This window comes from Streptococcus suis (assembly GCF_002960425.1).
GTDB lineage: Bacteria > Bacillota > Bacilli > Lactobacillales > Streptococcaceae > Streptococcus > Streptococcus suis_S.
In genome coordinates, this window is sequence record NZ_POIZ01000052.1 from 188,102 (window position 1) to 214,342 (window position 26,241).

Below are 26,241 nucleotides of genomic sequence, written 5' to 3' on the forward strand. Positions count from 1 at the left end.
CATTAACTTTAGTTTTCTTTTTTATATTTTTCAACTATTTTTTGGATTTCATCTAGATTTCCTGAGATATTTTGCTGGTAAACACGACTTTTATATTGTAAATCGGCTGCCAAATCCTGTAAAGGCTTTTGGAAACTTTGAATAATCTCGAGTTGGTCTTGGATATTTCTTCTACTTGCTTCCATATCCGTCACTAGTTGCTTGGTATCCTTGACTTCTTTGGCGATTTTTTCTCGGTTTGAAATGGCTAGATAGGTAGCACTAGCAGCGGATAGGGTTAAGAGGAGGTGGCGAAGTTTCATCTTATTCTCCTAGATAGAGGTCTTGAGCCAAATTGGCTAGGGCAGGGAAATCGGGTTCATTGGCCTTAAATTGAATGTCCAGACCATCACTCTTGTCAAAACGTGGCAGGAGGTGGATATGGGTATGGAAGACTGTTTGTCCAGCAGCTTCTTCATTGTTATTGACGATATTCAAGCCGCTAGCGCCCAATTTTTCCTTCAGGTGACGAGCAAGGGCAGGGATGACTGTAAAGACTTGCCCAGCTACTTCGGCATCCATATCCAAGACATTGCGGTAATGTGTTTTAGGGATGACAAGGGTATGTCCCTTGGTGACCTGGGTAATGTCTAAAAAAGCTAGCACTTGGTCATCCTCATAGACCTTAGAGGCTGGGATTTCTCCGGCTACAATTTTACAAAAAATACAATCTGACATAATACGCCCTCTTTCTAGGATTTCTGTTATAATAATTATATCAAATTATAGGAATAAATGTATGTTAGAAGTTAAAAATGTCACAGGGGGCTATGTCAATATCCCTGTTTTGAAAGATGTATCTTTTACGGTTAAAGATGGAGAACTGGTCGGTCTAATTGGTTTGAATGGTGCCGGTAAATCAACCACTATCAAGGAAATTATCGGCCTCTTAACTCCTTACCAAGGGCAAATTTTGATCGATGGCCAAGGTCTTTCTCAGGGAGCAGAAAGCTATCGGAAAAAGATTGGCTTTATCCCAGAAACACCTAGTTTATACGAGGAGTTGACACTAAAAGAGCACTTGGAAGTGGTGGCAATGGCTTACGATTTGCCATGGGAAGCTGCTTGGGAGAGAATCGAGAGATTGCTGAAAATCTTCCGGTTGGACGAGAAGTTAGACTGGTATCCGGTCAATTTCTCTAAGGGAATGAAGCAGAAGGTCATGATTATCTGTGCTTTTATGGTGGAGCCAAGTTTATTGATTGTTGATGAGCCTTTTTTGGGCTTGGATCCAGTAGCTATTGCGGATTTGATTGCTCTCTTGGAGGAGGAAAAGGCAAGGGGAACTTCTATTCTCATGTCTACTCATGTCTTGGATTCGGCGGAAAAAATGTGTGATTCTTTTGTGATTTTGCACCAAGGACAGGTGCGAGCGACAGGGAATTTGGCGGACTTACAGACCCAATTTGGCATGGCAGGGGCTAGTTTGAATGATATTTACCTAGCCTTGACCCAAGAAGGAGCAGTTGGATGAAAGCATTGTTCCAAAAACGCAGACGTGATTTTCTAGAACGGTGTTCCAAGTACCTGCGCTATGTTCTGAATGACCATTTTGTCTTGGTTCTCATGGTCTTTTTGGGCTTCTTGAGTTTGCAGTATCGACAACTCTTAATAGCTTTTCCTGAAAATACCTGGCCCATTATTCTGATTGTTCTTGCTATTAGTTTCTTGATTTTGTTTTCTGGCAGAATTGCCACCTATTTGGAGGAAGCAGATCAGATATTTCTGCTGACAAAAGAAAAGGAAGTCTTAGAAGAACTGGCTGCTGCAAGTCGTCGTTCATACCTGCTCTGGTCTGGACTACAGGTCTTAGTCCAGCTCCTGCTCTTGCCCATCTATCTGAAGTTGGGTTTGGCCGTTTGGATGGTGGTTGTTTATATAGTGGTCTTGCTTGTTGCCAAATATTTTCTAGTAAAATACCAGCTAGCAACCTACCAACAACAAGGTGTTTTGAACTGGTCGACAGCCATTCAGGATGAGCAGAAGAGAAAACAGACTATCCTGCGCTTCTTTGCCCTCTTTACGACCGTTAAAGGAATTAGTACGACTGTCAAGCCAAGAAAGTATCTCAATGGGATTTTGCGTTTGCTTCATTCTCGTCAAACCTGGTTCTATCTCTACTTGAGAGCATTTTTACGGGCTGGAGATTATTTTGGTCTCAGTTTGCGCCTCTTCTTGCTCATCCTTTTGTCCTTGATAGCTATTGAAGAGGCTTGGCTCTCTATTGGTCTGGTATTGGTCTTTCATTATCTACTCCTCTTTCAACTTTTGGGGCTCTACAAGCACTATGATTACCAGTATTTGACCCATCTCTATCCCTTGGACAAAAAAGGTAAAATAAGAGATTTTCAGCGCCTGCTTCGGGTCATTTTATACGGGCTCTTGTTGGTGGAAATGCTGGTCGCTCTGCTATTTATCCAAGAAAAAATGCTGATTGTGATTCTCCCTATCGTCTGTCTTTTCTTACATGAAGTCTATTTACCTGCAAAATTGAAAAAAATTGATTGACTAAATAGATGAAAATTAGTAAAATAGTAAGGAATTTTTAATGGAGGTAAGGCATGCAGTTTGATACCAGTGGGCTACAGTTACAGTCTATTGCAGGAAATAGTGGCAAAGCGTTTAAGGGCCTACGGTCAGACGGAACGCAAGTCTTTGTAAAATATGAAATGCCTCCCATTGTGTCCGCACTAGCTCGTGAGCAGATTACACCACCTGTTTTGTCTGCAAATCGGGAGGTAGGCATGGGGCACCGTGTGGAGCAGGAGTGGTTGAATGGTCGTACCTTGGAACGCCATGATATGACCAGTAAGCAGGTTCGACAAATTTTAGTGCGTATGCATTTTTCACGGATTTTGCTTAACCAGGCCCTACAAATGAATTATACTTATATGGAGCCGAGGGATTTGGTTCGTCGTTGGCAGGAAGAAGTGCCACCGATTTTGCTTCAAAATTCCTATTTGCAATCCGTGTGTCAGGATTTGTTGAACACTGTACCTAGATTTCGTCAGGAACTAGCTACCTTTGTGCATGGGGATTTGCACCATAGCAACTGGGTTGAAACGACTTCAGGTTTCATTTATCTGACGGATTGGGAAACGGCCTGTGTGACCGATCGTATGGTCGATGTGGCCTATATTTTGACCCACTACATTCCACGTCAGGCTTGGGAAGAATGGCTTCGTGCCTATGGCTATAAGTACAATCAGACCGTTTTGAATAAGATTTATTGGTATGGTCAGTTGGCCTACCTCAATCAAATTGCCAAGCATGTTGAGAGTTACAATACCTTGGCGGCTAATAGAGAAATTTACGCTCTGCGTCAATTCCGCCAGAGTTTTTATAGGGAAGTATGAGAGTTAGAAATCGTAAGGGAGCCAGTGAGCTCCTAGCAAATAATCCCCAGTATGTTATCTCCAATCCAGAGGAGTGCAAGGGGAGATGGGCTGAAATTTTTGGAAATGATAACCCCATTCATATCGAGGTTGGGTCTGGTAAAGGTCGTTTTGTAACAGGAATGGCTGCACAAAATCCAGATATTAACTACATCGGTATTGATATTCAGATGACGGTTTTGAGTTATGCCTTGGACCGAGTTTTAGAAGCAGGTTTACCAAATATCAAACTCTTGCAGGTGGATGGTTCTAGTTTGACCAATTATTTTGCCCCTGCGGAGATTGATCAGCTCTACCTAAACTTCTCTGATCCATGGCCCAAGAAACGTCATGAGAAACGCCGCTTGACCTACAAGTCCTTCTTGGATACCTATAAGGAAATCCTGCCTGAAAATGGTGAAATTCATTTCAAGACGGACAACCGTGGTCTATTTGAATATAGCTTGGCTAGCTTTTCCCAATACGGCATGGTCTTGAAGCAGGTCTGGCTAGACCTACATGCAGCTGGTTTGGAAGGCAATGTTATGACAGAGTATGAGGAAAAATTCTCAAACGAGGGTCAGGTTATCTATCGTGTGGAAGCGCGATTTTAATAAGATAAGCAAATAAGGAATCCAGATGGACTCCTTATTTTTGTTTGAAGTGATAGGTAACGTTTACAAGGTCTATTCTTATCGTTTTCCTTTACAGGTGGTAGAAATTGTGGTAGAATACAGGGTAGAAATAAAGAGAAAAGGGGGTTGACGTCAGTCAACCCTTTCCCTGTATGCAGATTGTAGCAGGTTAGAATTGCAAAAGGAGGTGCCTATGTCATCAATTATTGATTTAGTCACGGCTACCATTGAACCAGCTATCCAAGCTCCTTATGAGTTGGTAGATGTGGAATATGGCAAAATGGGTGGTGACTACGTCTTATCGATTTTCATTGATAAGGAAGGAGGGATTTCCCTTCAGGATACGGCAGATTTATCAGAAATCATTAGTCCGCTTTTGGATACGATTCAGCCAGATCCATTCCCAGGGCAGTATATGCTTGAAGTGACCAGTCCAGGTTTGGAACGTCCCTTAAAGACAGCAGAAGCAGTTGCCCAGGCTGTTGGGAAATACATTCATGTCAAGCTCTATCAGGCTATTGACAAGGTCAAGATCTTCGAGGGAACCCTTCTGTCCTTTGATGGAACAGATTTGGTCATGGAATATATGGACAAGACCCGTAAAAAAGAAGTGACCATCCCATATTCAACAGTAGCTAAGGCACGTTTGGCCGTTAAAATTTAAGTGTAAGAAAGGACCTTTTGACATCAAAAGGAAATCAAGATGAGTAGAGAAATGCTAGAAGCCTTCCGTATTTTAGAGGAAGACATGGGTATTAACAAGGCGGATATTATTGATGCAGTGACAGAATCACTTCGTTCTGCTTATAAGCGCCGCTATGGACAAGCTGAGTCAGCAGTTATCGAGTTTGATGAGAAGAAGGCTGACTTCCATGTATTTACTGTCCGTGAAGTAGTGGATGAGGTCTTTGATAGTCGTTTGGAAATCAGCCTCAAGGATGCCTTGGCCATCTCAACTGCCTACGAAATGGGTGACAAAATTAAATTCCCAGAAGATCCAGCAGAATTTGGCCGTGTGGCTGCCCAATCAGCTAAGCAGACTATTATGGAAAAAATGCGCAAGCAAAAGCGTGCCATTACCTTCAATACCTACAAGCAACATGAGAATGAAATCATGTCTGGTACCGTTGAACGGTTTGATAATCGCTTTATCTATGTTAACCTTGGTAGCATTGAAGCCCAGTTGTCCAAACAGGACCAAATTCCTGGCGAAGTTTTCCAGTCACATGACCGTATTGAAGTCTATGTCTACAAGGTAGAAGACAATGGTCGTGGGGTTAACGTATTTGTCAGCCGTAGCCATCCAGAAATGATCAAACGCCTCATGGAGCAGGAAATTCCTGAAGTGTATGATGGGACTGTTGAGATCATGAGTGTTGCTCGTGAAGCGGGTGACCGTACGAAAGTCGCTGTTCGTAGCCACAATCCAAACGTGGATGCTATCGGTACGATCGTTGGTCGTGGTGGTTCAAATATCAAGAAAATCACGAGCAAATTCCACCCAGCTCGTTACGATGCTAAGAATGACCGTATGATTCCGACTGAGGAGAATATTGATGTCATCGAGTGGGTAGCAGATGAAGCGGAATTTATCTACAATGCTCTTGCACCTGCAGAAGTTGACCAAGTATTGTTTGACACGGAAGATGGCAAGCACGCTACAGTCGTTGTGCCAGATGATAAATTGTCATTAGCAATCGGTCGCCGTGGACAAAACGTTCGTTTGGCAGCTCATTTGACAGGATTCCGTATCGACATCAAGTCTGCTTCCGAATATGAGGCATTTGAGGCTGCTCAATATGCGGCAGAAGAGCTTGTAGAAGAAGTCGCGGAAGAATTTACAGAAGAACAAGAATAGAACAAAAGGAGCAACCATGGCAAAAGCTAGAAAAATACCCTTGCGCAAGTCTGTGGTGTCCGGTGAAATCATCGACAAACGGGATTTGCTCCGTATTGTAAAAAATAAAGAAGGTCAAGTATTTATCGATCCAACAGGCAAGGCCAATGGGCGAGGAGCCTATATCAAACTAGATAATACTGAAGCTGCCCAGGCTAAAAAACGCCGTGTCTTTGACCGTTCCTTTAGCATGGAAGTACCTGAAGAGTTCTACGATGAATTGATTGCCTATGTTGATCACAAGGTCAAGAGGAGAGAACTTGGACTGGAATAAGAAACAGAAAATCTTAAATTTATTGGGCTTGGCTCAACGGGCAGGTCGCTTGGTTTCAGGTGAAGATCTGGTTGTTGAAGCCATCCAAAAAAAGCAGGCAAAGCTGGTGTTTCTAGCTGACGATGCTGCTGGAAATTTAAGTAAAAAAGTAACAGATAAAAGTCATACCTATCAAGTAGAAGTTGTAACAGTGTTTTCAACACTGGAATTGAGTGCAGCTGTCGGCAAGGCTAGGAAAGTTCTTGCAGTGACAGACGCTGGATTTACAAAGAAGATGAGGTCTATTATGGAATAGAACAGGAGGACAAGGCATTGTCTAAGAAGAGATTGAATGAAATTGCCCGAGAATTAGGCGTAAGTAGCAAGGAAGTTGTTGCTAAGGCGCAAGAATTGGGTTTTGAAGTCAAAAGCCATGCTTCAAGTGTAGATGAAGCAAGTGCCAAACGTTTGGCGGATAGCTTTAGCAAAAAAGTAGAAGCACCTAAACCTGCAATGAAAGTGCAGCCGGTCGAAAAGCCCGTTGAAAACAAGGTTGAAGTTGTAAAAGAAGAAGCACCTGCGCCAACGCCTAAGGAAGAAGCAAAGGTGGCTGCACCAGCAACACCTCACCGTCCACAGAGCCGTAACTTTAAGGCAGAACGGGAAGCGCGTGCCAAGGAGCAAGCTGCTAAACGAGCACAAGGTAAAGGTGGTCAAGGCAAACAGAATCAAGACCGTCGTGATAATCGTCAACAAGGTCAAAACCGTCCAAATAATGACCGTAATGACCGACGCGATAATAGACGTGAGCAAGGTTCAGATAAACGCAAGGACAATCGTTTTGGTGACCGTCGCGACAATCGTCACCAGGATAACCGTTCAGGCCAGTCAGCTCGCTTTGAGCAAAGAGAGGCTGCAAAACCTGCGGCACCTAAAATTGACTTCAAAGCGCGTGCAGCAGCTCTAAAAGCTGAGCAGAATGCAGAATATGCTCGTACTAGCGAGGAGCGTTTCCGCCAAGCTCAAGAAGCGAAGAAGCAACCGAAAAAACCGAAAGAAATCAAGTTTGAAGAACCGGTGATTGAAAGCAAGCCATTTGTTAAACCAACACCAGTCGCAGCGGTACCTGAGAAAGTTGCAGAAAGCGCTGTAGATACCCGTCGTAAGAAACAAGCTCGACCAGATAAAAAACGTGACTTTAACAGTGACGAAGAAGATGGTCCACGGAAACAACAAAGAAATCGAAATAGTCAAAATCAAGTGAGAAATCAAAGAAATAGTAACTGGAATAACAACAAGAAAAATAAAAAAGGCAAGAATAACCAGCCTGCTAAACCAGCAACCGAACGCAAGTTCCATGAATTGCCAACTGAATTTGAATATACGGCTGGTATGACCGTTGCAGAAATTGCAAAACGGATCAAGCGTGAGCCTGCTGAAATCGTCAAGAAACTCTTCCTCATGGGTGTCATGGCAACGCAGAACCAATCTCTTGATGGCGATACCATTGAACTCCTAATGGTTGATTATGGAATTGAAGCCAAAGAAAAAGTAGAGGTCGACAATGCCGATATCGAACGTTTCTTTGTCGAAGAAGGCTACCTCAATGAAGAGGAAATGGTGGAGCGTCCACCAGTTGTGACGATCATGGGTCACGTTGACCATGGTAAGACAACGCTTTTGGATACTCTTCGTAATTCTCGTGTCGCAACAGGCGAAGCGGGAGGGATCACCCAGCATATCGGTGCCTACCAAATTGAAGAAAACGGCAAGAAGATTACCTTCTTGGATACGCCTGGACACGCTGCCTTTACATCTATGCGTGCTCGTGGTGCCTCTGTTACCGACTTGACCATCTTGGTCGTTGCAGCAGATGACGGTGTTATGCCACAGACCATCGAGGCGATCAACCACTCAAAAGCGGCCAACGTTCCAATCATTGTTGCTATCAACAAGATTGACAAACCAGGTGCAAACCCAGAGCGTGTCATCGGTGAATTGGCTGAACATGGTGTTATCTCAACTGCTTGGGGCGGTGAGTCTGAGTTCGTAGAAATTTCTGCCAAATTCAACCAAAATATCGATGAATTGTTGGAAACGGTTCTTCTTGTAGCTGAAATCCAAGAACTCAAGGCAGACCCTACAGTTCGTGCCATCGGTACAGTTATCGAAGCGCATTTGGATAAAGGTAAAGGTGCTGTCGCAACCCTTCTTGTTCAACAAGGAACACTGAATGTTCAAGACCCAATCGTTGTCGGAAATACCTTCGGTCGCGTTCGTGCTATGACAAATGACCTTGGTCGTCGTGTCAAGGTTGCTGGTCCATCAACGCCAATTTCGATCACTGGTTTGAACGAAACACCAATGGCTGGTGACCATTTTGCAGTCTACGAAGATGAAAAATCTGCGCGTGCAGCTGGTGAAGAACGTGCCAAACGTGCACTTCTCAAACAGCGTCAAGCTACCCAACGTGTTAGCCTTGAAAACCTCTTTGACACTCTTAAAGCAGGTGAAGTTAAGTCAGTTAATGTGATCATCAAAGCTGACGTACAAGGCTCTGTTGAAGCACTTGCTTCATCTCTTCAGAAAATCGAAGTGGAAGGTGTGCGTGTTAATATCGTTCACTCAGCAGTTGGTGCCATTAACGAATCAGACATCACTCTTGCGGAAGCATCAAATGCGCTTGTCATCGGTTTCAACGTTCGTCCAACTGCCGAAGCCCGCAATCAAGCGGAAGCGGATGATGTAGAAGTTCGTCTTCACAGCATCATCTACAAGGTGATTGAAGAGATGGAAGATGCCATGAAAGGGATGTTGGATCCTGAGTACGAAGAAAAAATCATCGGTGAAGCAGTTATCCGTGAAACCTTCAAGGTATCCAAAATTGGTACTATCGGTGGATTTATGGTCGTACGTGGTAAGGTTACCCGTGATTCAAGTGTCCGTGTCATCCGTGACGGCGTTGTGATCTTCGATGGTAAATTGGCAAGCTTGAAGCGTTACAAAGATGACGTGAAAGAAGTCGGAAATGCCCAAGAAGGTGGTTTGATGATTGAAAACTACAATGACATTCGTGTAGATGATACCATCGAAGCCTACATCATGGAAGAAATTAAGAAATAGTCAACCTGAAAAGGTGCTATTTCAACCAACATATAAAATAAGGTGGATAGAAAGTACTTGCTTTCCTTCTACCAGCAAGAAAAGCTGAGGAAACTCAGCTTTTCTATCATTCAGTTAGAAAGGAAAGACTATGGCAAACCATTTTCGAACAGACCGTGTAGGGATGGAAATCAAGCGTGAAGTCAATGAGATTTTACAAAAGAAAGTCCGCGATCCTCGTGTGCAAGGTGTGACCATCACCGATGTCCAGATGGTTGGGGATTTGTCTATGGCAAAGGTTTACTATACTATTATGAGTAACCTGGCTTCTGACAACCAAAAAGCCCAAACAGGTCTTGAAAAAGCAACGGGAACGATTAAGAGAGAACTTGGCCGCAAGCTCACTCTTTATAAAATTCCTGATTTGGTTTTTGAAAAAGACCAATCGATTGAGTACGGCAACAAGATTGACCAAATGTTGCGAGCCCTAGAACAAAAAGATTAATACTCTTCGAAAATCAACATCAGATTTTCATTGAGTATAAGATAGGAAAGTCGAGTGGAAACATTCGGCTTTTTCTAATTTGACTCTTGTTTCGGTAAGATACTGTCTGTTTTTTAGGGTACCTCTAAATATGATTTATTACATCGTGTAAACGTGTACAAATAACAATAAAGATGGTATACTTAGATAAAAGAGAAGGTGGAGTAGTATCATATGAAAAAAGTTCTTACCAAGTTCATCCTGGTATCAAGTCTTGTTTTGTTGGCTGCTTGTCAATCGAATCAGACAAAGGAAGTGGAAAATTCTAGTTCGTCTACCAGTAGTTCAGTTCAAACTTCAACAAGCTCAAGTCAGGAAATTTCAACCAGTACAGAAACTTCGTCTAGTTCCGAAGCACAAACTGACACTTCATCTACGGTTGCTCAAGCGGTACCGACGATTTATCAATCCGTTATTGAGCGCTATCAAGCAAACCTAGGTCAAGCGGCAGAAGCAATAAATCAAGATGAGGTCAGTAGCTACCTGAGTTTATTAACTAGCCAAGGGAAAGAATATAGCGGACTATTTTATAGTTTGTATGATATCAATCATGATGGAGCAGAGGAGTTGCTTTTAGCTTTAGATAAATCAGGAGAATATGTTTTAATTGATCTCTACACCCAGCTCTCTGGAGAGAGTTTGCGACTAATAGATAATTTCAGGAATACCGGCTTGGAGATCGGTCCAGATGCGCAGCTCTATCCCTTGCAGGACGGAACCTATTTATTTGAAGGGAATGGTGTGTATCGTACTTACCAATACAATGCCATGATTCCTGGTTTGAAGAAAGTTGCGGAGTATGACAGTAGACCAGAAACGGGTGCCTTACTGGATTTGACAAGCTTAACTTGGACAAAGTTAGAAAAATAAGAGATGTTAAAGACTGGCTATCAGTCTTTTTTGCTGGCTTTACTGAAAATTTACTTTAAGTTTTCTTTTTGTTATCTTTAATCTTTCTTTTAGGAATGGGGAGTAAACTGAGAGCATATCAGGAAGGCAAACAAAACTTCCTAAAGAAAGAAAAGGAATCTACATTATGAAAACAAATCTAAAAAAACTTCTCTACTCTGGTGTTACTCTTATGAGTCTTGGTGTCTTGGCGGCTTGCTCGACAGCTTCTAGTTCGACAACAACATCAAGTTCTGTAACTACGAGTCAGTCAGCGACAGGTTCAAACAACTCGACAGCATCTAATTCAAGTTCTTCATCGATTGACTGGTCAGCTCTTCCAACAACAGAAGTAACCTTGTCAAATGATGGTTTGAAGATTACAGAAGGTGGTACTTACATCCTGACTGGTTCAACAACAGCAGGTGTGACGGTTGAAACAGATGCTAATGTTCGAATTGTTTTAGCTGGAGCTGACATTTCAAGTTCGGACACTGCAGCTATTAATGTGATTAAGGCGGATAATGTTGAGTTGGAAATCAAGGACGGGACAAGCAACACAGTAAAAGATACCAGCAACCATTCGGATACAAACATCGAAGGAGCTATCCATGTTGAAGCGGATTTGACCATCACTGGTAATGGTAATTTGACAGTTGAGGGTAATTTCCAAGACGGTATCGTGTCCACAGATGACCTAGTTATCAATGCAAGCAACATCAAGGTGACGGCGGTGGATGATGGTATTCGTGGTAAAGATTCATTGACCATCAATGGCGGTACTATTGACGTGACAGCAGGTGGTGATGGTATCAAGTCAACCAATGATACAGATACAACCAAAGGATACACAACGATTACAGGTGGTGATATCACGGTTAAGGCAGGCGATGATGCTATTAAAGCAGAAACTGCATTGACCATCGACGGTGGTACCATTACAGTACCGGAATCTCTTGAGGCCCTTGAAGGAACCAATATTACCATCAATGGTGGTACATTAGATGTCTACGGTTCAGATGATGCCATTAACGCAGCAAGCACAACTTCAACAGACATCTTTATCAAGGTGACAGGTGGTGACTTGAAAGTTGCAGTAGGTAGTGGTGATACAGATGCCTTCGATGCTAATGGAGATATCTACATCTCAGGTGGTACCATTGATGTGACAGCTCCAACATCAGCCTTCGACTTCGATGGAACTGCTGAATTGACAGGTGGTACAGTAAGGGTTAATGGTGAACAAATTAGCCAGATTGTAGCAACAGGTCCTGGTGCTCGATGGTAAGATTGACTAAAAACAAAAAGGTCTGAGTTGGGCAACTCAGGCCTTTCGTTTTCTATCCATATTTGGGAGGTTGATTTTATACTTGATGACCAAGAGCCGAATAATCAGACTAATGGTAAAAATACTGATAAAGGTCGGAATTTGTGGTAATTGCCAATCGACAATGCAAAGGTGGTAGAGAACACCAGAAAAGAAGGCTAGAACAGCATAAACATCTTCCTTAAGGACAATGGGAGTTTCATTGACCAATAAATCACGGGCAATCCCGCCGCCAACACCTGTCAGGGCCGCTAGTATTCCAGTTGTCATGGCGTTTAGTTGAAGGTCAACGCCAGTATTGGCACCGATAAGGGCGAAGATAGCTAGTCCGATAGCATCAAAGACTAGATTAATCTGGGAAAGAAAATGAACCATCTTTTTATCAAGTGGCTGATCCTGCTTTAGATTGATGACAATGATATACATGATAATGGCCACACCTATAGAAAGGTAGATGGCTTTTGGGTCTGTTAAAGCTGCTGGAATACGATTGGCCATGGTGTCGCGGATAATGCCGCCGCCCACAGCTGTAATAATACTGAGCAGGCTAATCCCAAAAATATCTAGATTTTTCTTAAAACCTTTTATGGCACCTGAAACAGCAAAAGCGATAGTACCAATGTAGTTGCAAATGATAAGAAATAGATCGAATTCCATACGCACCTCCTTCTTTATATTAACAGAAAGGATGGAGGCTGACAAGTTTAGATTATAGTTTGTGAAATTTATTTCAAAAGGTGTTGGCAAGAAAATGTTGAATTGTGAAAAAACGCACTAAATCAGGCTTTTTCACAAAAATTTCAGTAAGTAGAAAACGGTTCAATTATTTGCCATTTGTGAAATATTGGTCTATCATATTACAGAACGAGAAAAACCTTTGGAGGAAATTATGGTATCTATCTCAAAAGAACAACACTTGGATATGTTCCTAAAAATGCAACAAATCCGTGATGTTGATATGAAATTGAACAAATTGGTGCGTCGTGGCTTTGTACAAGGGATGACTCACTTCTCAGTTGGTGAAGAAGCGGCGGCTGTTGGTCCAATCGCTGGTTTGACAGACCAAGACATCATCTTCTCACACCACCGTGGTCACGGTCACGTTATTGCAAAAGGTATTGATATTAACGGTATGATGGCTGAGCTTGCTGGTAAAGCAACTGGTACATCTAAAGGTCGTGGTGGTTCCATGCACTTGGCAAACGTTGAAAAAGGAAACTTTGGTTCAAACGGTATCGTAGGTGGTGGTTATGCCCTTGCAGTAGGTGCCGCCCTTACTCAACAATACCTTGGTACAGATAATATCGTTATTGCTTTCTCAGGTGACTCAGCGACAAACGAAGGCTCATTCCACGAGTCAATGAACTTGGCAGCTGTTTGGAACTTGCCAGTTATCTTTTTCATCACCAACAACCGTTACGGTATCTCAACAGATATTTCTTATTCGACTAAGATTCCTCACCTCTACCAACGTGCTGCTGCATACGGTATGCCAGGTCACTATGTTGAGGATGGTAACGATGTCATTGCTGTTTATGAGAAAATGCAAGAAGTCATCGAATACGTTCGTGCAGGAAACGGACCAGCAATGGTTGAGGTTGAATCATACCGCTGGTTTGGTCACTCAACTGCCGATGCAGGTGTTTACCGTACCAAAGAAGAAGTTAACGAGTGGAAAGCAAAAGACCCACTTAAGAAATATCGTAAATACTTGACAGAGAATAAGATTGCAACTGACGAAGAATTGGATGCCATCGAAGCACAAGTTGCAGAACAAGTAGAAGCATCTGTGAAATTCGCACAAGAAAGCCCAGATCCAGACATCTCAGTAGCTTACGAAGACGTTTTCGTGGATTAGTCTACTGTCCAGATTGAAGAAAATTTTTGATATAAGTAGGAGAAATTTTAAAATGGCTGAAACAAAAGTAATGGCCTTGCGTGAAGCGATTAACTTGGCTCAAAGCGAAGAAATGCGTAAGGATGAAAAAGTATTCTTGATGGGTGAAGACGTAGGTATCTACGGTGGTGACTTCGGTACATCTGTTGGTATGTTGGACGAATTTGGTCCAAAACGCGTTCGCGACACGCCTATCTCTGAGGCAGCAATCGCAGGTTCTGCGGTTGGTGCGGCTCAAACAGGTCTTCGTCCAATCGTTGACTTGACTTTCATGGACTTCATCACAATTGCCCTCGATGCGATTGTTAACCAAGCGGCTAAAACCAACTATATGTTTGGTGGTGGCTTGAAAACACCTGTAACCTTCCGTGTGGCATCTGGATCAGGTATCGGTTCAGCGGCACAGCACTCACAATCTCTTGAAGCTTGGTTGACCCACATCCCAGGTATCAAAGTTGTTGCACCAGGTACAGCGAACGATGCAAAAGGTCTCTTGAAATCATCTATCCTTGACAACAACCCAGTTATCTTCTTGGAGCCAAAAGCTCTTTACGGTAAGAAAGAAGAAGTGAACTTGGATCCTGATTTCTACATTCCACTTGGTAAAGGTGAAATCAAACGTGAAGGTACAGATGTAACTATCATTTCATACGGTCGTATGTTGGAACGTGCCTTGAAAGCTGCTGAAGAAGTAGCTGCTGAAGGCATCAGCGTAGAAGTGGTTGACCCTCGTACCCTTATCCCATTGGATAAAGAATTGATCATCGAATCTGTGAAGAAAACTGGTAAGGTTATCTTGGTCAACGATGCTTACAAAACAGGTGGTTTCATTGGTGAAATCGCATCAATCATCACAGAAAGCGAAGCCTTTGACTACTTGGATGCACCAATCATCCGTATCGCTTCAGACGATGTACCAGTTCCTTACGCAAACATTCTTGAAAACGCAGTATTGCCAAACGTAGAGAAAATCAAGGCGGCAATCTATAAGCAAGTAAACAAGGGTTAAGAAAGATGAAAGGACGGGCAACCGTCCTAGCCCTGTTTGAAAGAGTGTAGCCAGAATTTGACCTGACTTGATGAAACAGTCTGGTTTAATGGTTACGTAAGAAACTGAAAGAAAGGAATTGAACCCGTCCGGAAGACTTGGAAAAAAGATAAATCGCTACGAAAAGGAGGATTTTCTATTTTTCAATCGTTTTCTGTTCGGACTTGGTATCTAAAAAATGGCTATTGAAATCATTATGCCTAAGCTCGGTGTGGACATGCAAGAAGGTGAAATCATCGAGTGGAAAAAACAAGAGGGCGATTTCGTCAATGAAGGCGATGTCATCTTGGAAATGATGTCTGACAAGACCAGCATGGAGCTGGAAGCAGAAGAGTCAGGCGTCCTATTGAAAATTGTTCATGGAAACGGTGCTACTGTTCCCGTAACAGAAGTTATTGCCTACTTGGGTGCTGAAGGTGAGACGGTTGAAGCCGGCGCTTCATCTGCACCTGCTGTTGAACCAGCAGCGGCTATTGAAGAAGTACCTGCAGGTCGTACACCAGTCATCGTTGCTCCTGCAGTTGCTGCCAAGCCACAAGGTGGTGGCAAGGTTCGTGCGACTCCTGCAGCACGTAAATTGGCGCGTGAGCTTGGAATTGACTTGGGTCTTGTTCCAGGAACAGGTGCTAACGGTCGTGTCCATAAGGTTGACGTTGAAGACTTTAAGGGAGCAGCTCCAAAAGCAACTCCGCTTGCAGCCCGTATTGCAGCCGACCAAGGTGTTGACTTGTCAACTCTTACTGGTTCAGGTGTCAATGGTAAGATTGTCAAGGACGACGTTCTTGCAGTACTTGCTCCTGCAGCTGTAGAAACTGTTGCACCAGCACCAAAAGCTGAAGAGAAACCTGCTAAAGAATTGCCAGAAGGCGTTGAAATCATCAAGATGAGCCCAATGCGTAAGGCAATTTCAAAAGGTATGGTCAACTCTTACTTAACAGCTCCAACCTTTACGCTTAACTACGATATCGACATGACCAACCTCATGGCATTGCGTAAGCAAGTCCTTGAGCCAATCATGAACAAGACTGGTTTGAAAGTAACCTTTACAGACTTGATTGGTCTTGCGGTTGTTCGTACTTTGATGAAAGAAGAACACCGTTACATGAACGCATCTTTGATTAACGATGCCCAAGAAATCGAGTTGCACAAGTTCGTCAACCTTGGTATCGCAGTAGGTTTGGATGAAGGCTTGGTGGTGCCAGTTGTCCACGGTGCAGATAAGATGAGCTTGTCTGACTTTGTGGTGGCTTCAAAAGATGTCATCAAGAAGGCTCAATCTGGTAAGTTGAAGGGTGCTGAAATGTCAGGTTCAACCTTCTCTATCACCAACTTGGGTATGTTTGGTACTAAAACCTTTAACCCAATCATCAACCAACCAAACTCAGCAATCCTTGGTGTTGCGGCAACTGTTCAAACACCAGTTGTCATCGACGGCGAAATCAAAATTCGTCCAATCATGGCACTCTGCTTGACCATTGACCACCGTATCGTTGACGGTATGAATGGTGCTAAGTTCATGGTTGACTTGAAGAACTTGCTGGAAAACCCATTGGAATTGTTGATCTGATAAGGTTTTGTTGGTCAAAAATAAAGGAATGTAGATTTCTGAATAGAAAATAAAGAAAGGGAATAAGAGCGAGAGAGTTTTAGCAATTGAACCTGAGCGGAAAGCTCGGAAAAAAGATAAATCGTTTAGAAAATCAGGATTTTCTAAACGATTTCCTAGATTCAGTAGCTTTCTCTTCGCTCTTGGTATCTTAACTATGGCAATTGAAATTATTATGCCTAAACTTGGTGTAGATATGCAAGAAGGCGAAATCATCGAGTGGAAAAAACAAGAGGGTGATTTTGTCAACGAAGGTGATGTTATCTTGGAGATGATGTCAGACAAGACAAGCATGGAATTGGAAGCGGAAGAATCAGGTGTTCTTTTGAAAATCGTTCACGGTAACGGTGCAACAGTTCCTGTAACTGAAGTCATTGCTTACCTTGGTGCAGAAGGTGAAACTGTTGAAGTGGGTGCTGCACCTGCTCCAGCAGCAGTTGCTCAAGCAACTGCTGACTTGAAAGCAGCTGGTTTAGAAGTGCCTGCAGCTCCTGCAGCAGCTCCACAAGCTCCTAAGGCTGAATTGGCAGCTGACGAGTACGACATGGTTGTTGTCGGTGGTGGTCCTGCCGGTTACTACGCTGCTATTCGTGGTGCTCAATTGGGCGGTAAAATCGCTATCGTTGAGAAATCAGAATTTGGTGGTACCTGCTTGAACAAGGGTTGTATCCCAACTAAGACTTACCTTAAGAACGCTGAAATCCTTGACGGCTTGAAGATTGCGGCTGAGCGTGGTATCAACCTTGCTTCAACAAACTACACCGTTGATATGGACAAGACAGTTGACTTCAAGAACAAGGTTGTCAAGACATTGACTGGTGGCGTTCAAGGTCTCTTGAAAGCTAACAAGGTAACCATCTTCAATGGTCTTGGTCAAGTAAATCCTGATAAGACTGTTGTTATTGGCGACAAGGTTATCAAAGGTCGTAGCATCATCCTTGCAACAGGTTCTAAAGTATCACGCATCAACATCCCAGGTATTGATTCTAAGCTGGTATTGACTTCTGATGATATTCTTGATTTGCGTGAAATTCCTAAGTCACTCACTGTTATGGGTGGTGGCGTAGTCGGTGTGGAACTTGGTTTGGTTTACGCATCATACGGCACAGAAGTAACAGTTGTTGAAATGGCTGACCGTATCATTCCAGGTATGGACCGCGAAGTGTCTGTTGAGTTGCAAAAAGTCCTTTCTAAGAAAGGTATGAAATTCTTGACATCTGTTGGTGTATCTGAAATCGTTGAAGCTAACAACCAGTTGACAATCAAGTTGAACGACGGTTCAGAAATTGTTTCTGAAAAAGCCCTTCTTTCAATCGGTCGTGTACCACAATTGGCTGGTCTTGAAAATCTTAACCTTGAATTGGACCGCGGTCGTATCAAGGTCAACGAATACCAAGAAACATCTATCCCTGGTATCTACGCACCAGGTGATGTCAACGGTACTAAGATGTTGGCACACGCTGCTTACCGTATGGGTGAAGTGGCAGCTGAAAATGCGATCCACGGTAACCACCACAAAGCTAAATTGGACTTCACACCAGCAGCGGTTTACACACACCCAGAAATCGCGATGGTTGGTTTGACAGAAGACCAAGCTATCGAGAAATACGGTAAAGAAAACATCCTGATCGGTCGCAACAGCTTCACTGGTAACGGTCGTGCCATCGCTTCTAACGAAGCACATGGTTTTGTAAAAGTTATCGCTGAGAAGAAATACCATGAAATCCTTGGTGTTCACATCATCGGTCCAGTTGCAGCCGAAATGATCAACGAAGCAGCAACCATCATGGAATCTGAGTTGACAGTTGACGACGTGGCAGCATCAATCCACGGTCACCCAACCTTCTCAGAAGTGATGTACGAAGCCTTCCTTGATGTTCTTGGTGTTGCGATCCACAACCCACCAAAACGTAAATAATCAGATAAGTAAAAAGAAAGCCCGTGTGGCTTTCTTTTTTTGCATGTTCATACAATAGTATCAATCTTTCGCAGTTTTTGACTGTTATTTGGTAGAAAAACAGACTATACTTGTAGTAGAAAAAGGCAAGGAGAATAAAGATGCGCAAGATTATTTTTTTAGATGTGGATGGGACCTTGGTAGACTATCACAATCGAATTCCAGAATCAGCTATTCGTGCTATCCGGCAGGCTAGAGAAAATGGGCATTTGGTCTATGTCTGTACTGGTCGCAGTCGGGCAGAAATGCAGCCAGAACTATGGGAAATTGGCTTGGACGGAATGATTGGTGGCAACGGCTCCTATGTAGAGCATCAGGGCAAAGTCGTCATGCACCAACTCATATCAGAAGAGGATAGCCGAGCGATTGTGGACTGGCTTCATGAACGCGGTCTGGAATTTTACCTGGAAAGCAACAACGGCCTTTTTGCCAGTGAGAATTTCCGTGAACGGGCTCGTGAAACCTTGAAGATTTATGCCATGAACAAGGGAAAAACAGCTGAGGAGGTCGCTAATCAAGAGGTAGAAGATGTCATGCATGGAATGGTATTTGATGGAGAATTGTACCGAGATGATTTGAATAAAATCAGTTTTGTGCTCGATTCCTATCAGGATCATTTGGACTCCAAGGAAGCTTTTCCCAACTTGGTCGCAAATACTTGGGGTGGCCGCGGAGAGTCAGCTCTATTTGGTGACCTAGGAGTGAAAAACATCGACAAGGCGCATGCGATTGATGTTTTGTTGGACTATTTAGGAGCCAGTCAGAAGGATACCATCGCTTTTGGAGATGCTAAGATTGATATTCCCATGCTGGATTACTGTGCGGTTGGGGTCGCTATGGGAAATGGCGGAGCGGAGATCTTGGCTATGGCTGATATGATTACAGACGATGTTGAAGAAGACGGCCTTTACAATGCCTTTGACAGATTAGGGTTGCTATAAGATTTTTGAATTAGAATAATTTGTTCTAAAGTATTGCCAAACCGCTTACAATCTGATAAGATAAGAATAGGATTGTTACTGATAAGCAGGCAAAACCTAGGTAGATAGTAAATGGTCTGGAAACAGCCTTATTTGCTATATGCTTGGGTTCTTTTTTATCAGTCAAGTGAAATAGGTGGTGAGAACAAATGCAGATAGAAAAAGTCTATAACAATAATGTTGTTCAAGCAGTTGATAACCAGGGACGTGAATTGATTGTAATGGGGAAGGGTCTGGGATTTCAGAAGAAAACTGGTGAACAAGTAGATGCCAGTAAGATTGAAAAGACTTTTGTTCTTCAAAACGATAATCAACAGGCAGATCTAACCAATCTCTATCTTCAAATGGGGAATGGAGAGACTGAGGTTGTCAATACTATTATTGCTAAGGCAGAAACAGTTTTGGGTGTTTCCTTTGATCTATCACTTTACCTTGCATTAGGTGATCACCTCCACTTTGTTTTCCAAAGAAGTCGAGAAGGATTAAGCATTGAAAATCCTTTGGCTTGGGAAATTAGAAAATTTTATCCACAAGAATATCAGTTGGGACTAGCGGCGCTTGCTTATATCAAGGAAAGCTTGGGACTGGACTTGGAAAAATCAGAAGCATCATCTATTGCTCTTCACTTGATCAATGCTCAGAAAAATGGTGCTTTTGGAAAAGATAGTCAGATTATAAGTAAAATTGTCACACAGATCTTAGACATTGTCCGCTTGCATTTTGGCTGTGTAGCTTATGAAGAAGATACCAGCTACCACCGTTTTGTGACCCATGTGCAGTATTTTGCCCAGCGGGTGGCAAATGGGATTGTAGAAGGACAGAACGATGCCTTCCTTTATGAGCAGGTCAAAGCTAACTATCCGGATTCCTTTGCCTGTACACAAAAGATTCAGCAATATATTGCTCAGGTCTATCAATTTGAAATGTCCAAGGATGAACAAGTCTATTTGACCATTCATATCCAACGTTTAAAAACTAGTTAGAAAAAAATCAAAAAAACTTCAGAAAACGCTTGCAAAAGTTTTGGCAATGTGTTATTATAATTTTAACAAAAGGATTGTTACTGGTTAGCAGGCAAAACCTAAATATATACAAGACATGATTGTTGGCGTATGCTATCAACTGTGTTTGGTATATGTTTAGGTTTTTCTGTTTATCAGAAAAAAGAAAGGAGCCGAAAAATGGCAAAGGATTATACAGATTTAGCTACAGATATCGTAGCTCACGTCGGAGGAAAAGAAAACATCAGCAGTCTCAAACACTGTGTGACTCGTCTTCGTTTTGGTCTCAAGGACGAAAGCAAGGCAGACACTGATTACTTAAAGGCGCGTGATGGTGTTGTGACAGTTGTACAAGCTGGAGGTCAATACCAGGTAGTTATTGGCAACCACGTACCCGATGTCTATGCAGCGGTGCAAAAAGTTGCGGGGATCGCAGGGGACGGTGCTTTGGATATTGACGAAGGTGACGGACCAAAAGGCAATCTCTTTGACCGCTTCGTTGATTTGGTTTCAGGTGTATTCCAACCCTCACTCGGTGTTTTAGCAGCTGCCGGTATTATCAAAGGAATCGTTGCCATTTTAGCTGCAACACTTGGCTGGAGTAGTACCAATAGTGCATTATATGTAATCTTGAATGCCGCAGGTGATGGTTTCTTCCAATTCCTACCAATTGTGCTGGCTTATAATGCAGCTCGCAAATTCAGAATGAATGAATTTACAGGTATGGCAATTGCCATGGCCCTAGTTTATCCAACACTTCCTACAACAGTTGCAGGTCTTGCAGAAGCAGGTTTAGATAAAGTATTTGGAATTACTCTTCAATTACCAGCGTCTGGTAGCTATTTGCAAACAGTAATGCCAGTTTTACTTGCTGTATGGGTGGCATCCCATGTTGAGAAGTTTATGAAGAAAATCACGCCCGATGTGGTCAAAGTCTTCATCGTTCCATTTGCAACACTACTTATTACAGTACCTCTTACTTTCTTGGTAGTTGGACCAGTTGCAAACTATATTTCAGATTTACTATCAGCAGGATTTACTGCAGTTATGGGCTTTAGTCCACTACTTTATGGTATCCTTCTAGGTGCATTGTGGCAGGTTATGGTTATGTTCGGTCTTCACTGGGCATTGGTTCCGCTTGCGATTTTGCAGTTCTCACAAAACGGTTGGTCTAATATTTTATTAGCAGCTGCACTTCCAAACTTTACTCAAACTGGTGTGTTGTTGGCTATTATGATGAAAACTAAAGAATCGAAAGTTAAGTCGGTTGCTATGCCAGCATTTATATCTTCTATCTTTGGTGTTACTGAGCCTGCGATTTATGGTGTTACACTTCCGATGAAAACCCCATTCTATATCTCTTGTGCTGTATCTGCAGTAATTGGTGCAGGACTTTCCTTCTTCGATTTGAAAAACTACGCTATGGGAGCTCTTGGTATCTTTATGTATCCAGGCTATGTAAGTCCTGAACTTGGTGTCACACCAATGTGGATTATGATGGGCTTCTCTCTAGCAGCAGTTGTTCTATCATTTGCAGTCCAAATGGCTCTTCCAGTTCCTTACTTGTACGGAGAGCCTACTGAAAAAAAGTAGTTGAGACTCCACAGGAGTCTATCCCAACATTAAAAGAAATCAAGCAAGAAATTATTGCTAGTCCTCTCATTGGTAAAATTGTCAAATTAGAAGATGTTCCAGATGCGGTGTTTGCTTCAGGAGCTATGGGGAAAGGGATTGCCATCGACCCCCTAGACGGTATCCTAGTTTCCCCTGCTAAAGCAGAAGTTACACTTGTCTTCCCAACCAAGCATGCTATCGGTCTACGGACGGAAAATGGAGCAGAGCTTCTCATCCATATCGGCATGGACACCGTTTCCCTCGCAGGTAAAGGTTTTGAGTCCTTTGTCCAAGTAGGGGATATGGTAGAAGCAGGTCAGAAGTTGTTAGAATTCGATCTTCATCAAATCAAAGCAGCAGATTTACCGGTCATCACTCCAATTATCGTGACCAACACAGCTGACTACGAGGACATCTTGGTAACCCAAGAAAGCCAGATCAACAGTGGTGATTACCTGTTGACGACTGTGAAATAATTAAATTGAATAGAGAAAGGGTAAATTAATATTTCTATACAAGACTAGAAAAACAGATAATTTTGTATAGATCATTGTAATAAATCTAAATAGATGCTAATCAGAACGTATTTTCCACGGATTTTGCGAATAAGTTAGTATTTATTTAGATTTTTTTGTGGTAAAAACATATTAAAATATGGGTGATTATTATGAAAAAGATACTATTTTATATACTTACCGTTCTATCCTTCAGCACATTAGCTGCTTGTGGCCAGACTGATAATGCACAGACTTCTATTTTTGATAATAAAGTAACTAAGGTGATCGCTAGTGGAGAAGTCACGGGTCAAAAAGATGATACGACTTCAACAATTGAATGGCTAGGTATCCCTTATGCAGCGGAACCAGTAGGAGAGTTGCGTTGGAAGGCACCGCAACCTGTAGAAAAATGGGAAGGTAGTTTTGATGCAACTGAAACAGGTTCTCCCTTTATTCAAATTTCCAAAGGTGAAGTAATTGGAACGGAAGAAGCTTTGAATCTTGATATTGTAAGACCAGATACAACAGATACCAATTTGCCTGTTGTCGTCTTTCTACATGGAGGCAATAACCAAACTGGTCATGCACAAGAAATCAAAGGAAACGGCTTTGTAAATGATCTCAATGCAGTTTACGTTTCAGTTAACTATCGATTAGGAGCTCTTGGTTTTAATCCTTTAGATGCTCTCAAAAATGGGACTGATGAAGAGAATTCTGGAAACTATACACTTCTAGATATTGCTGCTGCTTTGGATTGGGTTGAAGAAAATATTGAAGTTTTTGGTGGAGATAAGGATAATGTGACCTTAGCAGGCTTTTCGGCTGGTGGTCGTGATGTAATGGCAACATTAATTTCTCCACTATTTAAAGATAAATATGATAAAGCAATCTCCTTTAGTGGAGGAATGACTTTAGCAGATGAAACAGAGAGCCAAGATATTTTTGCAACTGCGATAGCGCCATTAGTTGTTGAAGATGGTATAAAGTCAACAGAGAGTGAAGCAAAAGAATGGTTACTATCTAATGATGATCAAGTAACTGATTATCTCTATGGTCTACCTGCAGAGCGACTGGCTTCTTTGATGGGAAATGCTGGTATTCGTATGTCTGTCTTTCCGCACCTGTATAAAGATGGGGTAGTCATTCCGAAGGAAGGATTTGATACGTCAAATTATAATGATGTGCCTCTTCTTTTAATAACAGGAACTAGCGAATTTTCTTTATTCACAGCTTTCGATCCCTATTTTGCAAATTCTGTGACAGATGGCAGTCTATTTTCAGATGCTGACAAATTAAAAGAATTTATATTTACCGAAACATATGGTAGTGCTCTGTATCGTCTCTCTAACACTGTAGATAGTGCTAGAAAAATGCAAGGAACATATAATTCACCAATATACATTGGAGAAATTTCTTATGGAGATAATGCAGAGACTGCTCCAAAAACAGCTCAGCTGTTAGGTGCCTTTCATGGCGTATTTGAACCTTTACTTCAACAACCATCAAATTATGCTACCTTCATCGGTGAAGATTTCAATTCTGAAGGTGCTAAACAACTAAGCCAACAGTTTAAAGCATATCTGAAAGGATTTATCACAAGTGGTAACCCTGAAGGAGAAAAATTACCACAATGGGAAGAGTGGACAGCTGACGGCAGTCAGGTAATGAAATTTGATGCTAGTTTAGAAAAAGCTGAAATTGAAATGGGTGAAGATTCTCAAACTGCGGAGGACATTGTTATGGACCTTCGAGAAGATAGTAACTTAACTGCAGATAAAAAACAGATTTTAATTGACAATGTGTTGAATGGTCGCTGGTTCAGTCAACCATTGGATGGATTAAAAGTCAACGAATAGTAATTGAATTATTTTTGATAGATTCCATTAAAAGTTTACCAAAGAGTGGTTATTACAGTTGAATAACAAAAAAACATCTGTCTACTAATTAAATAGAGGCAGATGTTGTTTTGTATGATATTGATATTACTTCTCTATAAAATTTCGGTCTCTATCCGGAATCCCATCTTCATCACTGCAATATCGTTCTGCTGTCACAGTCAGCTGGTACTTGCTCCGTAGATCTAGGATTTCCTGCATCATAGGGGAAGCATGGTGGATATCTAGAGCAGCTTGGTCTGTCCAACTATCAATCAAGAGAATGGAATGGGGATCGTCGAGCGGTGCAAAGTATTGGTAACGCTGGTTACCAGCCTGCTGGCGAATGCGGTCTGCAATGCCTCTAGCCTCCATTTCCTGAGCGAAAGCACGTGCATTATCAGCTGATCCAGTATAGTAGAGGTGCATGGTGATCATAATCTAAGATATAAAGGGCGTTCAGCGGACACAGATAAAATATAGTCTTTTAGTTTACTTTTAGTACTAGGCAATGAGCTGCAGGCAGTACTGAAGTACGGCAAAGCGAATTAACGAAGTAATAAAAGAAAAACTAAATGACGTAGGAAACAGAACGACGACGCAAGCGTCTAGTTCTCGTTTATCTTTTTGGCCCAGTCCGTAGCCCGTATTCAGTTCAACCAAATACGGAGGCCCTAGTCCTTTCTATTATTTATCAAAATTGGTATAGGTCCTATTCTTCCGCAATTGCTTGCGGTAGTTGCTAGGGGTGGTGTGGTAGTATTGCTTGAACTGGCGGTTGAAGTTGGACAGGTTATTAAAGCCAACTTCGGTGGCGATTTCCAGTACTGGTTTGAGGGTGTTAGTCAAGAGCTCGGTTGCGGCTCGCAGTCGGACTTGGATGATAAATTCCATACAGGAAGTCCCTGTTTGTTGCTTGAAGACTGTCATAAAGTGAGTTTTGGTATAGCCCATTCGGCCTGCCAGCTCTTCAATGGTCAAGTTATCGGCATAATGTTGCTGGATGTACTCGATCAACAACCGCAGTTTTTCATTCTTCCGATACATATCATCGGTATTTTTTCGGACAATGTAGCGGTGGCGGTAGAGCAGGTAGAAGAGGTCAAATAGTCGACTCTTGAGTGGCAATTCGAAGTAGGGTGGCTGGTGTCTGACCAATTCGAAAATGGTTAGTAAGCACTGTCTGATTTCTGCATAGCCTGGGTCTTGGGCTTGGATGCGTGGAACACACTTGAAGACATCCGTCTGCAGGGGTTGGAGATAGAGCATACTGGTTTTGTCCAAGTGAGAAGCCCCCAGCATATCCAGATGAAAGAGTAAAGTATCCGTCTCGTGCCCCCGTTGCTCAATCGGGTGAATGGAATGCGGAGCATTGGGCCGAATAAGGATTATATCACCAGCCTGACTATTGAAATAATCATAGTCGATATGGTAGCGGGCTGTCCCTCCGTAAACATAGTTGATTTCAAATTCATTATGCCAATGAAAAAGAACATCAGGAATCCCGTTCATGACACTGGTATGGTAATACTTATAGGGCAACAAACGGCTGTCGTAGTCAACGGCGTGTTTGAAGTTCTTATCCGTCAATGGTGGTTGCATACAATTCTCCAATTCGTAGGATAGTACCATTATAGCATATTATTTGAGAAGAAAAGGGTTTCAAATCTGTTTATACTATATTTATCAGAAAAAAGATAAGGGAGAA

The 26,241-nt window shown here is 42.4% G+C and carries 23 protein-coding genes and 3 pseudogenes; 21 read left to right on the forward strand and 5 right to left on the reverse strand.

The genetic code is table 11. The annotated features are described in order from the left end of the window. Window positions 1-8 precede the first annotated feature (8 nt). Window positions 9-302, reverse strand: coding sequence for a chemotaxis protein (locus C1G57_RS07885; protein ID WP_105114448.1), 294 nt, complete (start codon window positions 300-302; stop codon window positions 9-11). A 1-nt stretch (window position 303) separates the two neighbouring features. Then, window positions 304-717 carry an HIT family protein gene (locus tag C1G57_RS07890; protein WP_105114449.1) on the reverse strand — a complete coding sequence of 138 codons (414 nt, stop codon included), beginning with the start codon at window positions 715-717 and terminating at the stop codon, window positions 304-306. 61 nt (window positions 718-778) lie between these two features. Here C1G57_RS07890 and C1G57_RS07895 point away from each other — a divergent pair, with 61 nt between their 5' ends. The 13 genes and pseudogenes from C1G57_RS07895 (at window position 779) to C1G57_RS07950 (ending at window position 12,020) form a co-directional block, all read left to right on the forward strand. Next, a complete protein-coding gene (locus C1G57_RS07895) occupies window positions 779-1,513 on the forward strand; it encodes an ABC transporter ATP-binding protein (protein ID WP_105114450.1) in 735 nt (244 codons plus the stop codon). Beyond that, entirely contained in the window at window positions 1,510-2,547 is a 1,038-nt protein-coding gene (locus C1G57_RS07900) for an ABC transporter permease (RefSeq protein ID WP_105114451.1), read from the forward strand. The genes C1G57_RS07895 and C1G57_RS07900 overlap by 4 nt, the downstream gene beginning before the upstream one ends. Window positions 2,548-2,600: 53 nt before the next feature. Then, complete coding sequence (gene ccrZ / locus C1G57_RS07905) at window positions 2,601-3,395, forward strand: cell cycle regulator CcrZ (RefSeq protein ID WP_105114452.1); 795 nt, start codon at window positions 2,601-2,603, stop codon at window positions 3,393-3,395. Next, on the forward strand, window positions 3,392-4,027 hold the full coding sequence (gene trmB, locus C1G57_RS07910; protein WP_105114453.1) for a tRNA (guanosine(46)-N7)-methyltransferase TrmB: 636 nt from the start codon (window positions 3,392-3,394) through the stop codon (window positions 4,025-4,027). The genes ccrZ and trmB overlap by 4 nt, the downstream gene beginning before the upstream one ends. Before the next feature lie 214 nt (window positions 4,028-4,241). Continuing rightward, window positions 4,242-4,712, forward strand: a complete 471-nt coding sequence (gene rimP / locus C1G57_RS07915; RefSeq protein WP_105114454.1) for a ribosome maturation factor RimP — start codon at window positions 4,242-4,244, stop codon at window positions 4,710-4,712. A 39-nt stretch (window positions 4,713-4,751) separates the two neighbouring features. Beyond that, window positions 4,752-5,906, forward strand: coding sequence for a transcription termination factor NusA (gene nusA / locus C1G57_RS07920; RefSeq protein WP_105114455.1), 1,155 nt, complete (start codon window positions 4,752-4,754; stop codon window positions 5,904-5,906). A 16-nt stretch (window positions 5,907-5,922) separates the two neighbouring features. Beyond that, window positions 5,923-6,219, forward strand: coding sequence for an RNase P modulator RnpM (rnpM, locus tag C1G57_RS07925; RefSeq protein WP_105114456.1), 297 nt, complete (start codon window positions 5,923-5,925; stop codon window positions 6,217-6,219). After that, window positions 6,176-6,514, forward strand: a complete 339-nt coding sequence (locus tag C1G57_RS07930) for a YlxQ-related RNA-binding protein (RefSeq protein WP_105114457.1) — start codon at window positions 6,176-6,178, stop codon at window positions 6,512-6,514. The genes rnpM and C1G57_RS07930 overlap by 44 nt, the downstream gene beginning before the upstream one ends. 17 nt (window positions 6,515-6,531) lie before the next feature. Next, a pseudogene (locus C1G57_RS11675) lies at window positions 6,532-6,895 on the forward strand (translation initiation factor IF-2 N-terminal domain-containing protein); the annotation flags it as partial. Between the two features lie 215 nt (window positions 6,896-7,110). Further along, window positions 7,111-9,321, forward strand: a pseudogene (gene infB, locus C1G57_RS07935) (translation initiation factor IF-2); the annotation flags it as partial. Between the two features lie 130 nt (window positions 9,322-9,451). Beyond that, the gene (rbfA, locus tag C1G57_RS07940; protein WP_024379497.1) at window positions 9,452-9,805 is read left to right on the forward strand and encodes a 30S ribosome-binding factor RbfA; all 354 of its coding nucleotides are present in this window, start codon (window positions 9,452-9,454) and stop codon (window positions 9,803-9,805) included. 213 nt (window positions 9,806-10,018) lie between these two features. Continuing rightward, window positions 10,019-10,714 (forward strand): colicin release lysis protein, encoded by a 696-nt coding sequence (locus C1G57_RS07945; RefSeq protein WP_105114459.1) that lies wholly within the window; start codon window positions 10,019-10,021, stop codon window positions 10,712-10,714. A 166-nt stretch (window positions 10,715-10,880) separates the two neighbouring features. Then, a complete protein-coding gene (locus tag C1G57_RS07950; protein ID WP_105114460.1) occupies window positions 10,881-12,020 on the forward strand; it encodes a carbohydrate-binding domain-containing protein in 1,140 nt (379 codons plus the stop codon). 36 nt (window positions 12,021-12,056) lie between these two features. Here C1G57_RS07950 and C1G57_RS07955 read toward each other — a convergent pair whose 3' ends face one another. Then, complete coding sequence (locus tag C1G57_RS07955; protein ID WP_105114461.1) at window positions 12,057-12,716, reverse strand: trimeric intracellular cation channel family protein; 660 nt, start codon at window positions 12,714-12,716, stop codon at window positions 12,057-12,059. Between the two features lie 232 nt (window positions 12,717-12,948). Between C1G57_RS07955 and C1G57_RS07960 the strand changes: the two genes are divergently transcribed. The 8 genes and pseudogenes from C1G57_RS07960 to C1G57_RS07995 all read left to right on the forward strand — a co-directional run bounded on the left by C1G57_RS07960 (window position 12,949) and on the right by C1G57_RS07995 (window position 24,515). Beyond that, entirely contained in the window at window positions 12,949-13,917 is a 969-nt protein-coding gene (locus C1G57_RS07960; protein ID WP_029187403.1) for a thiamine pyrophosphate-dependent dehydrogenase E1 component subunit alpha, read from the forward strand. A gap of 52 nt (window positions 13,918-13,969) precedes the next feature. Next, the gene (locus tag C1G57_RS07965; RefSeq protein WP_002942393.1) at window positions 13,970-14,965 is read left to right on the forward strand and encodes an alpha-ketoacid dehydrogenase subunit beta; all 996 of its coding nucleotides are present in this window, start codon (window positions 13,970-13,972) and stop codon (window positions 14,963-14,965) included. 217 nt (window positions 14,966-15,182) lie between these two features. After that, window positions 15,183-16,571, forward strand: a complete 1,389-nt coding sequence (locus C1G57_RS07970) for a dihydrolipoamide acetyltransferase (protein ID WP_105114462.1) — start codon at window positions 15,183-15,185, stop codon at window positions 16,569-16,571. 196 nt (window positions 16,572-16,767) lie between these two features. Then, window positions 16,768-18,528: a dihydrolipoyl dehydrogenase gene (lpdA, locus tag C1G57_RS07975; protein ID WP_105114463.1), complete on the forward strand. Its 1,761-nt coding sequence runs from the start codon at window positions 16,768-16,770 to the stop codon at window positions 18,526-18,528. Window positions 18,529-18,668: 140 nt separating this feature from the next. Beyond that, window positions 18,669-19,508: an HAD family hydrolase gene (locus C1G57_RS07980; protein ID WP_105114464.1), complete on the forward strand. Its 840-nt coding sequence runs from the start codon at window positions 18,669-18,671 to the stop codon at window positions 19,506-19,508. A 188-nt stretch (window positions 19,509-19,696) separates the two neighbouring features. Continuing rightward, entirely contained in the window at window positions 19,697-20,530 is an 834-nt protein-coding gene (licT, locus tag C1G57_RS07985) for a BglG family transcription antiterminator LicT (protein ID WP_105114465.1), read from the forward strand. A 198-nt stretch (window positions 20,531-20,728) separates the two neighbouring features. Continuing rightward, window positions 20,729-22,638 (forward strand): annotated as a pseudogene (locus C1G57_RS07990) (beta-glucoside-specific PTS transporter subunit IIABC). A gap of 191 nt (window positions 22,639-22,829) precedes the next feature. Continuing rightward, on the forward strand, window positions 22,830-24,515 hold the full coding sequence (locus tag C1G57_RS07995; RefSeq protein ID WP_105114466.1) for a carboxylesterase family protein: 1,686 nt from the start codon (window positions 22,830-22,832) through the stop codon (window positions 24,513-24,515). A gap of 126 nt (window positions 24,516-24,641) precedes the next feature. Here the strand turns inward: C1G57_RS07995 and C1G57_RS08000 are convergent, their stop codons facing one another. Together C1G57_RS08000 and C1G57_RS08005 are read right to left on the reverse strand one after the other, a co-directional pair. Further along, complete coding sequence (locus C1G57_RS08000; protein ID WP_419579767.1) at window positions 24,642-24,971, reverse strand: putative quinol monooxygenase; 330 nt, start codon at window positions 24,969-24,971, stop codon at window positions 24,642-24,644. A gap of 249 nt (window positions 24,972-25,220) precedes the next feature. After that, window positions 25,221-26,135: an AraC family transcriptional regulator gene (locus tag C1G57_RS08005; RefSeq protein ID WP_105114468.1), complete on the reverse strand. Its 915-nt coding sequence runs from the start codon at window positions 26,133-26,135 to the stop codon at window positions 25,221-25,223. Window positions 26,136-26,241 lie beyond the last annotated feature (106 nt).

Coding starts and splice junctions, on each gene's coding strand:
- C1G57_RS07945 (WP_105114459.1), top strand. CDS start 10,019: ATGAAAAAAGTTCTTACCAAGTTCATCCTGGTATCAAGTCTTGTTTTG.
- C1G57_RS07970 (WP_105114462.1), top strand. CDS start 15,183: ATGGCTATTGAAATCATTATGCCTAAGCTCGGTGTGGACATGCAAGAA.
- C1G57_RS07960 (WP_029187403.1), top strand. CDS start 12,949: ATGGTATCTATCTCAAAAGAACAACACTTGGATATGTTCCTAAAAATG.
- C1G57_RS07950 (WP_105114460.1), top strand. CDS start 10,881: ATGAAAACAAATCTAAAAAAACTTCTCTACTCTGGTGTTACTCTTATG.
- C1G57_RS08000 (WP_419579767.1), bottom strand. CDS start 24,971: ATGATCACCATGCACCTCTACTATACTGGATCAGCTGATAATGCACGT.
- C1G57_RS08005 (WP_105114468.1), bottom strand. CDS start 26,135: ATGCAACCACCATTGACGGATAAGAACTTCAAACACGCCGTTGACTAC.
- ccrZ (WP_105114452.1), top strand. CDS start 2,601: ATGCAGTTTGATACCAGTGGGCTACAGTTACAGTCTATTGCAGGAAAT.
- C1G57_RS07980 (WP_105114464.1), top strand. CDS start 18,669: ATGCGCAAGATTATTTTTTTAGATGTGGATGGGACCTTGGTAGACTAT.
- licT (WP_105114465.1), top strand. CDS start 19,697: ATGCAGATAGAAAAAGTCTATAACAATAATGTTGTTCAAGCAGTTGAT.
- rbfA (WP_024379497.1), top strand. CDS start 9,452: ATGGCAAACCATTTTCGAACAGACCGTGTAGGGATGGAAATCAAGCGT.
- C1G57_RS07885 (WP_105114448.1), bottom strand. CDS start 302: ATGAAACTTCGCCACCTCCTCTTAACCCTATCCGCTGCTAGTGCTACC.
- C1G57_RS07930 (WP_105114457.1), top strand. CDS start 6,176: ATGTTGATCACAAGGTCAAGAGGAGAGAACTTGGACTGGAATAAGAAA.
- rnpM (WP_105114456.1), top strand. CDS start 5,923: ATGGCAAAAGCTAGAAAAATACCCTTGCGCAAGTCTGTGGTGTCCGGT.
- C1G57_RS07900 (WP_105114451.1), top strand. CDS start 1,510: ATGAAAGCATTGTTCCAAAAACGCAGACGTGATTTTCTAGAACGGTGT.
- nusA (WP_105114455.1), top strand. CDS start 4,752: ATGAGTAGAGAAATGCTAGAAGCCTTCCGTATTTTAGAGGAAGACATG.
- C1G57_RS07890 (WP_105114449.1), bottom strand. CDS start 717: ATGTCAGATTGTATTTTTTGTAAAATTGTAGCCGGAGAAATCCCAGCC.
- C1G57_RS07995 (WP_105114466.1), top strand. CDS start 22,830: ATGAAAAAGATACTATTTTATATACTTACCGTTCTATCCTTCAGCACA.
- C1G57_RS07955 (WP_105114461.1), bottom strand. CDS start 12,716: ATGGAATTCGATCTATTTCTTATCATTTGCAACTACATTGGTACTATC.
- C1G57_RS07895 (WP_105114450.1), top strand. CDS start 779: ATGTTAGAAGTTAAAAATGTCACAGGGGGCTATGTCAATATCCCTGTT.
- C1G57_RS07965 (WP_002942393.1), top strand. CDS start 13,970: ATGGCTGAAACAAAAGTAATGGCCTTGCGTGAAGCGATTAACTTGGCT.
- lpdA (WP_105114463.1), top strand. CDS start 16,768: ATGGCAATTGAAATTATTATGCCTAAACTTGGTGTAGATATGCAAGAA.
- rimP (WP_105114454.1), top strand. CDS start 4,242: ATGTCATCAATTATTGATTTAGTCACGGCTACCATTGAACCAGCTATC.
- trmB (WP_105114453.1), top strand. CDS start 3,392: ATGAGAGTTAGAAATCGTAAGGGAGCCAGTGAGCTCCTAGCAAATAAT.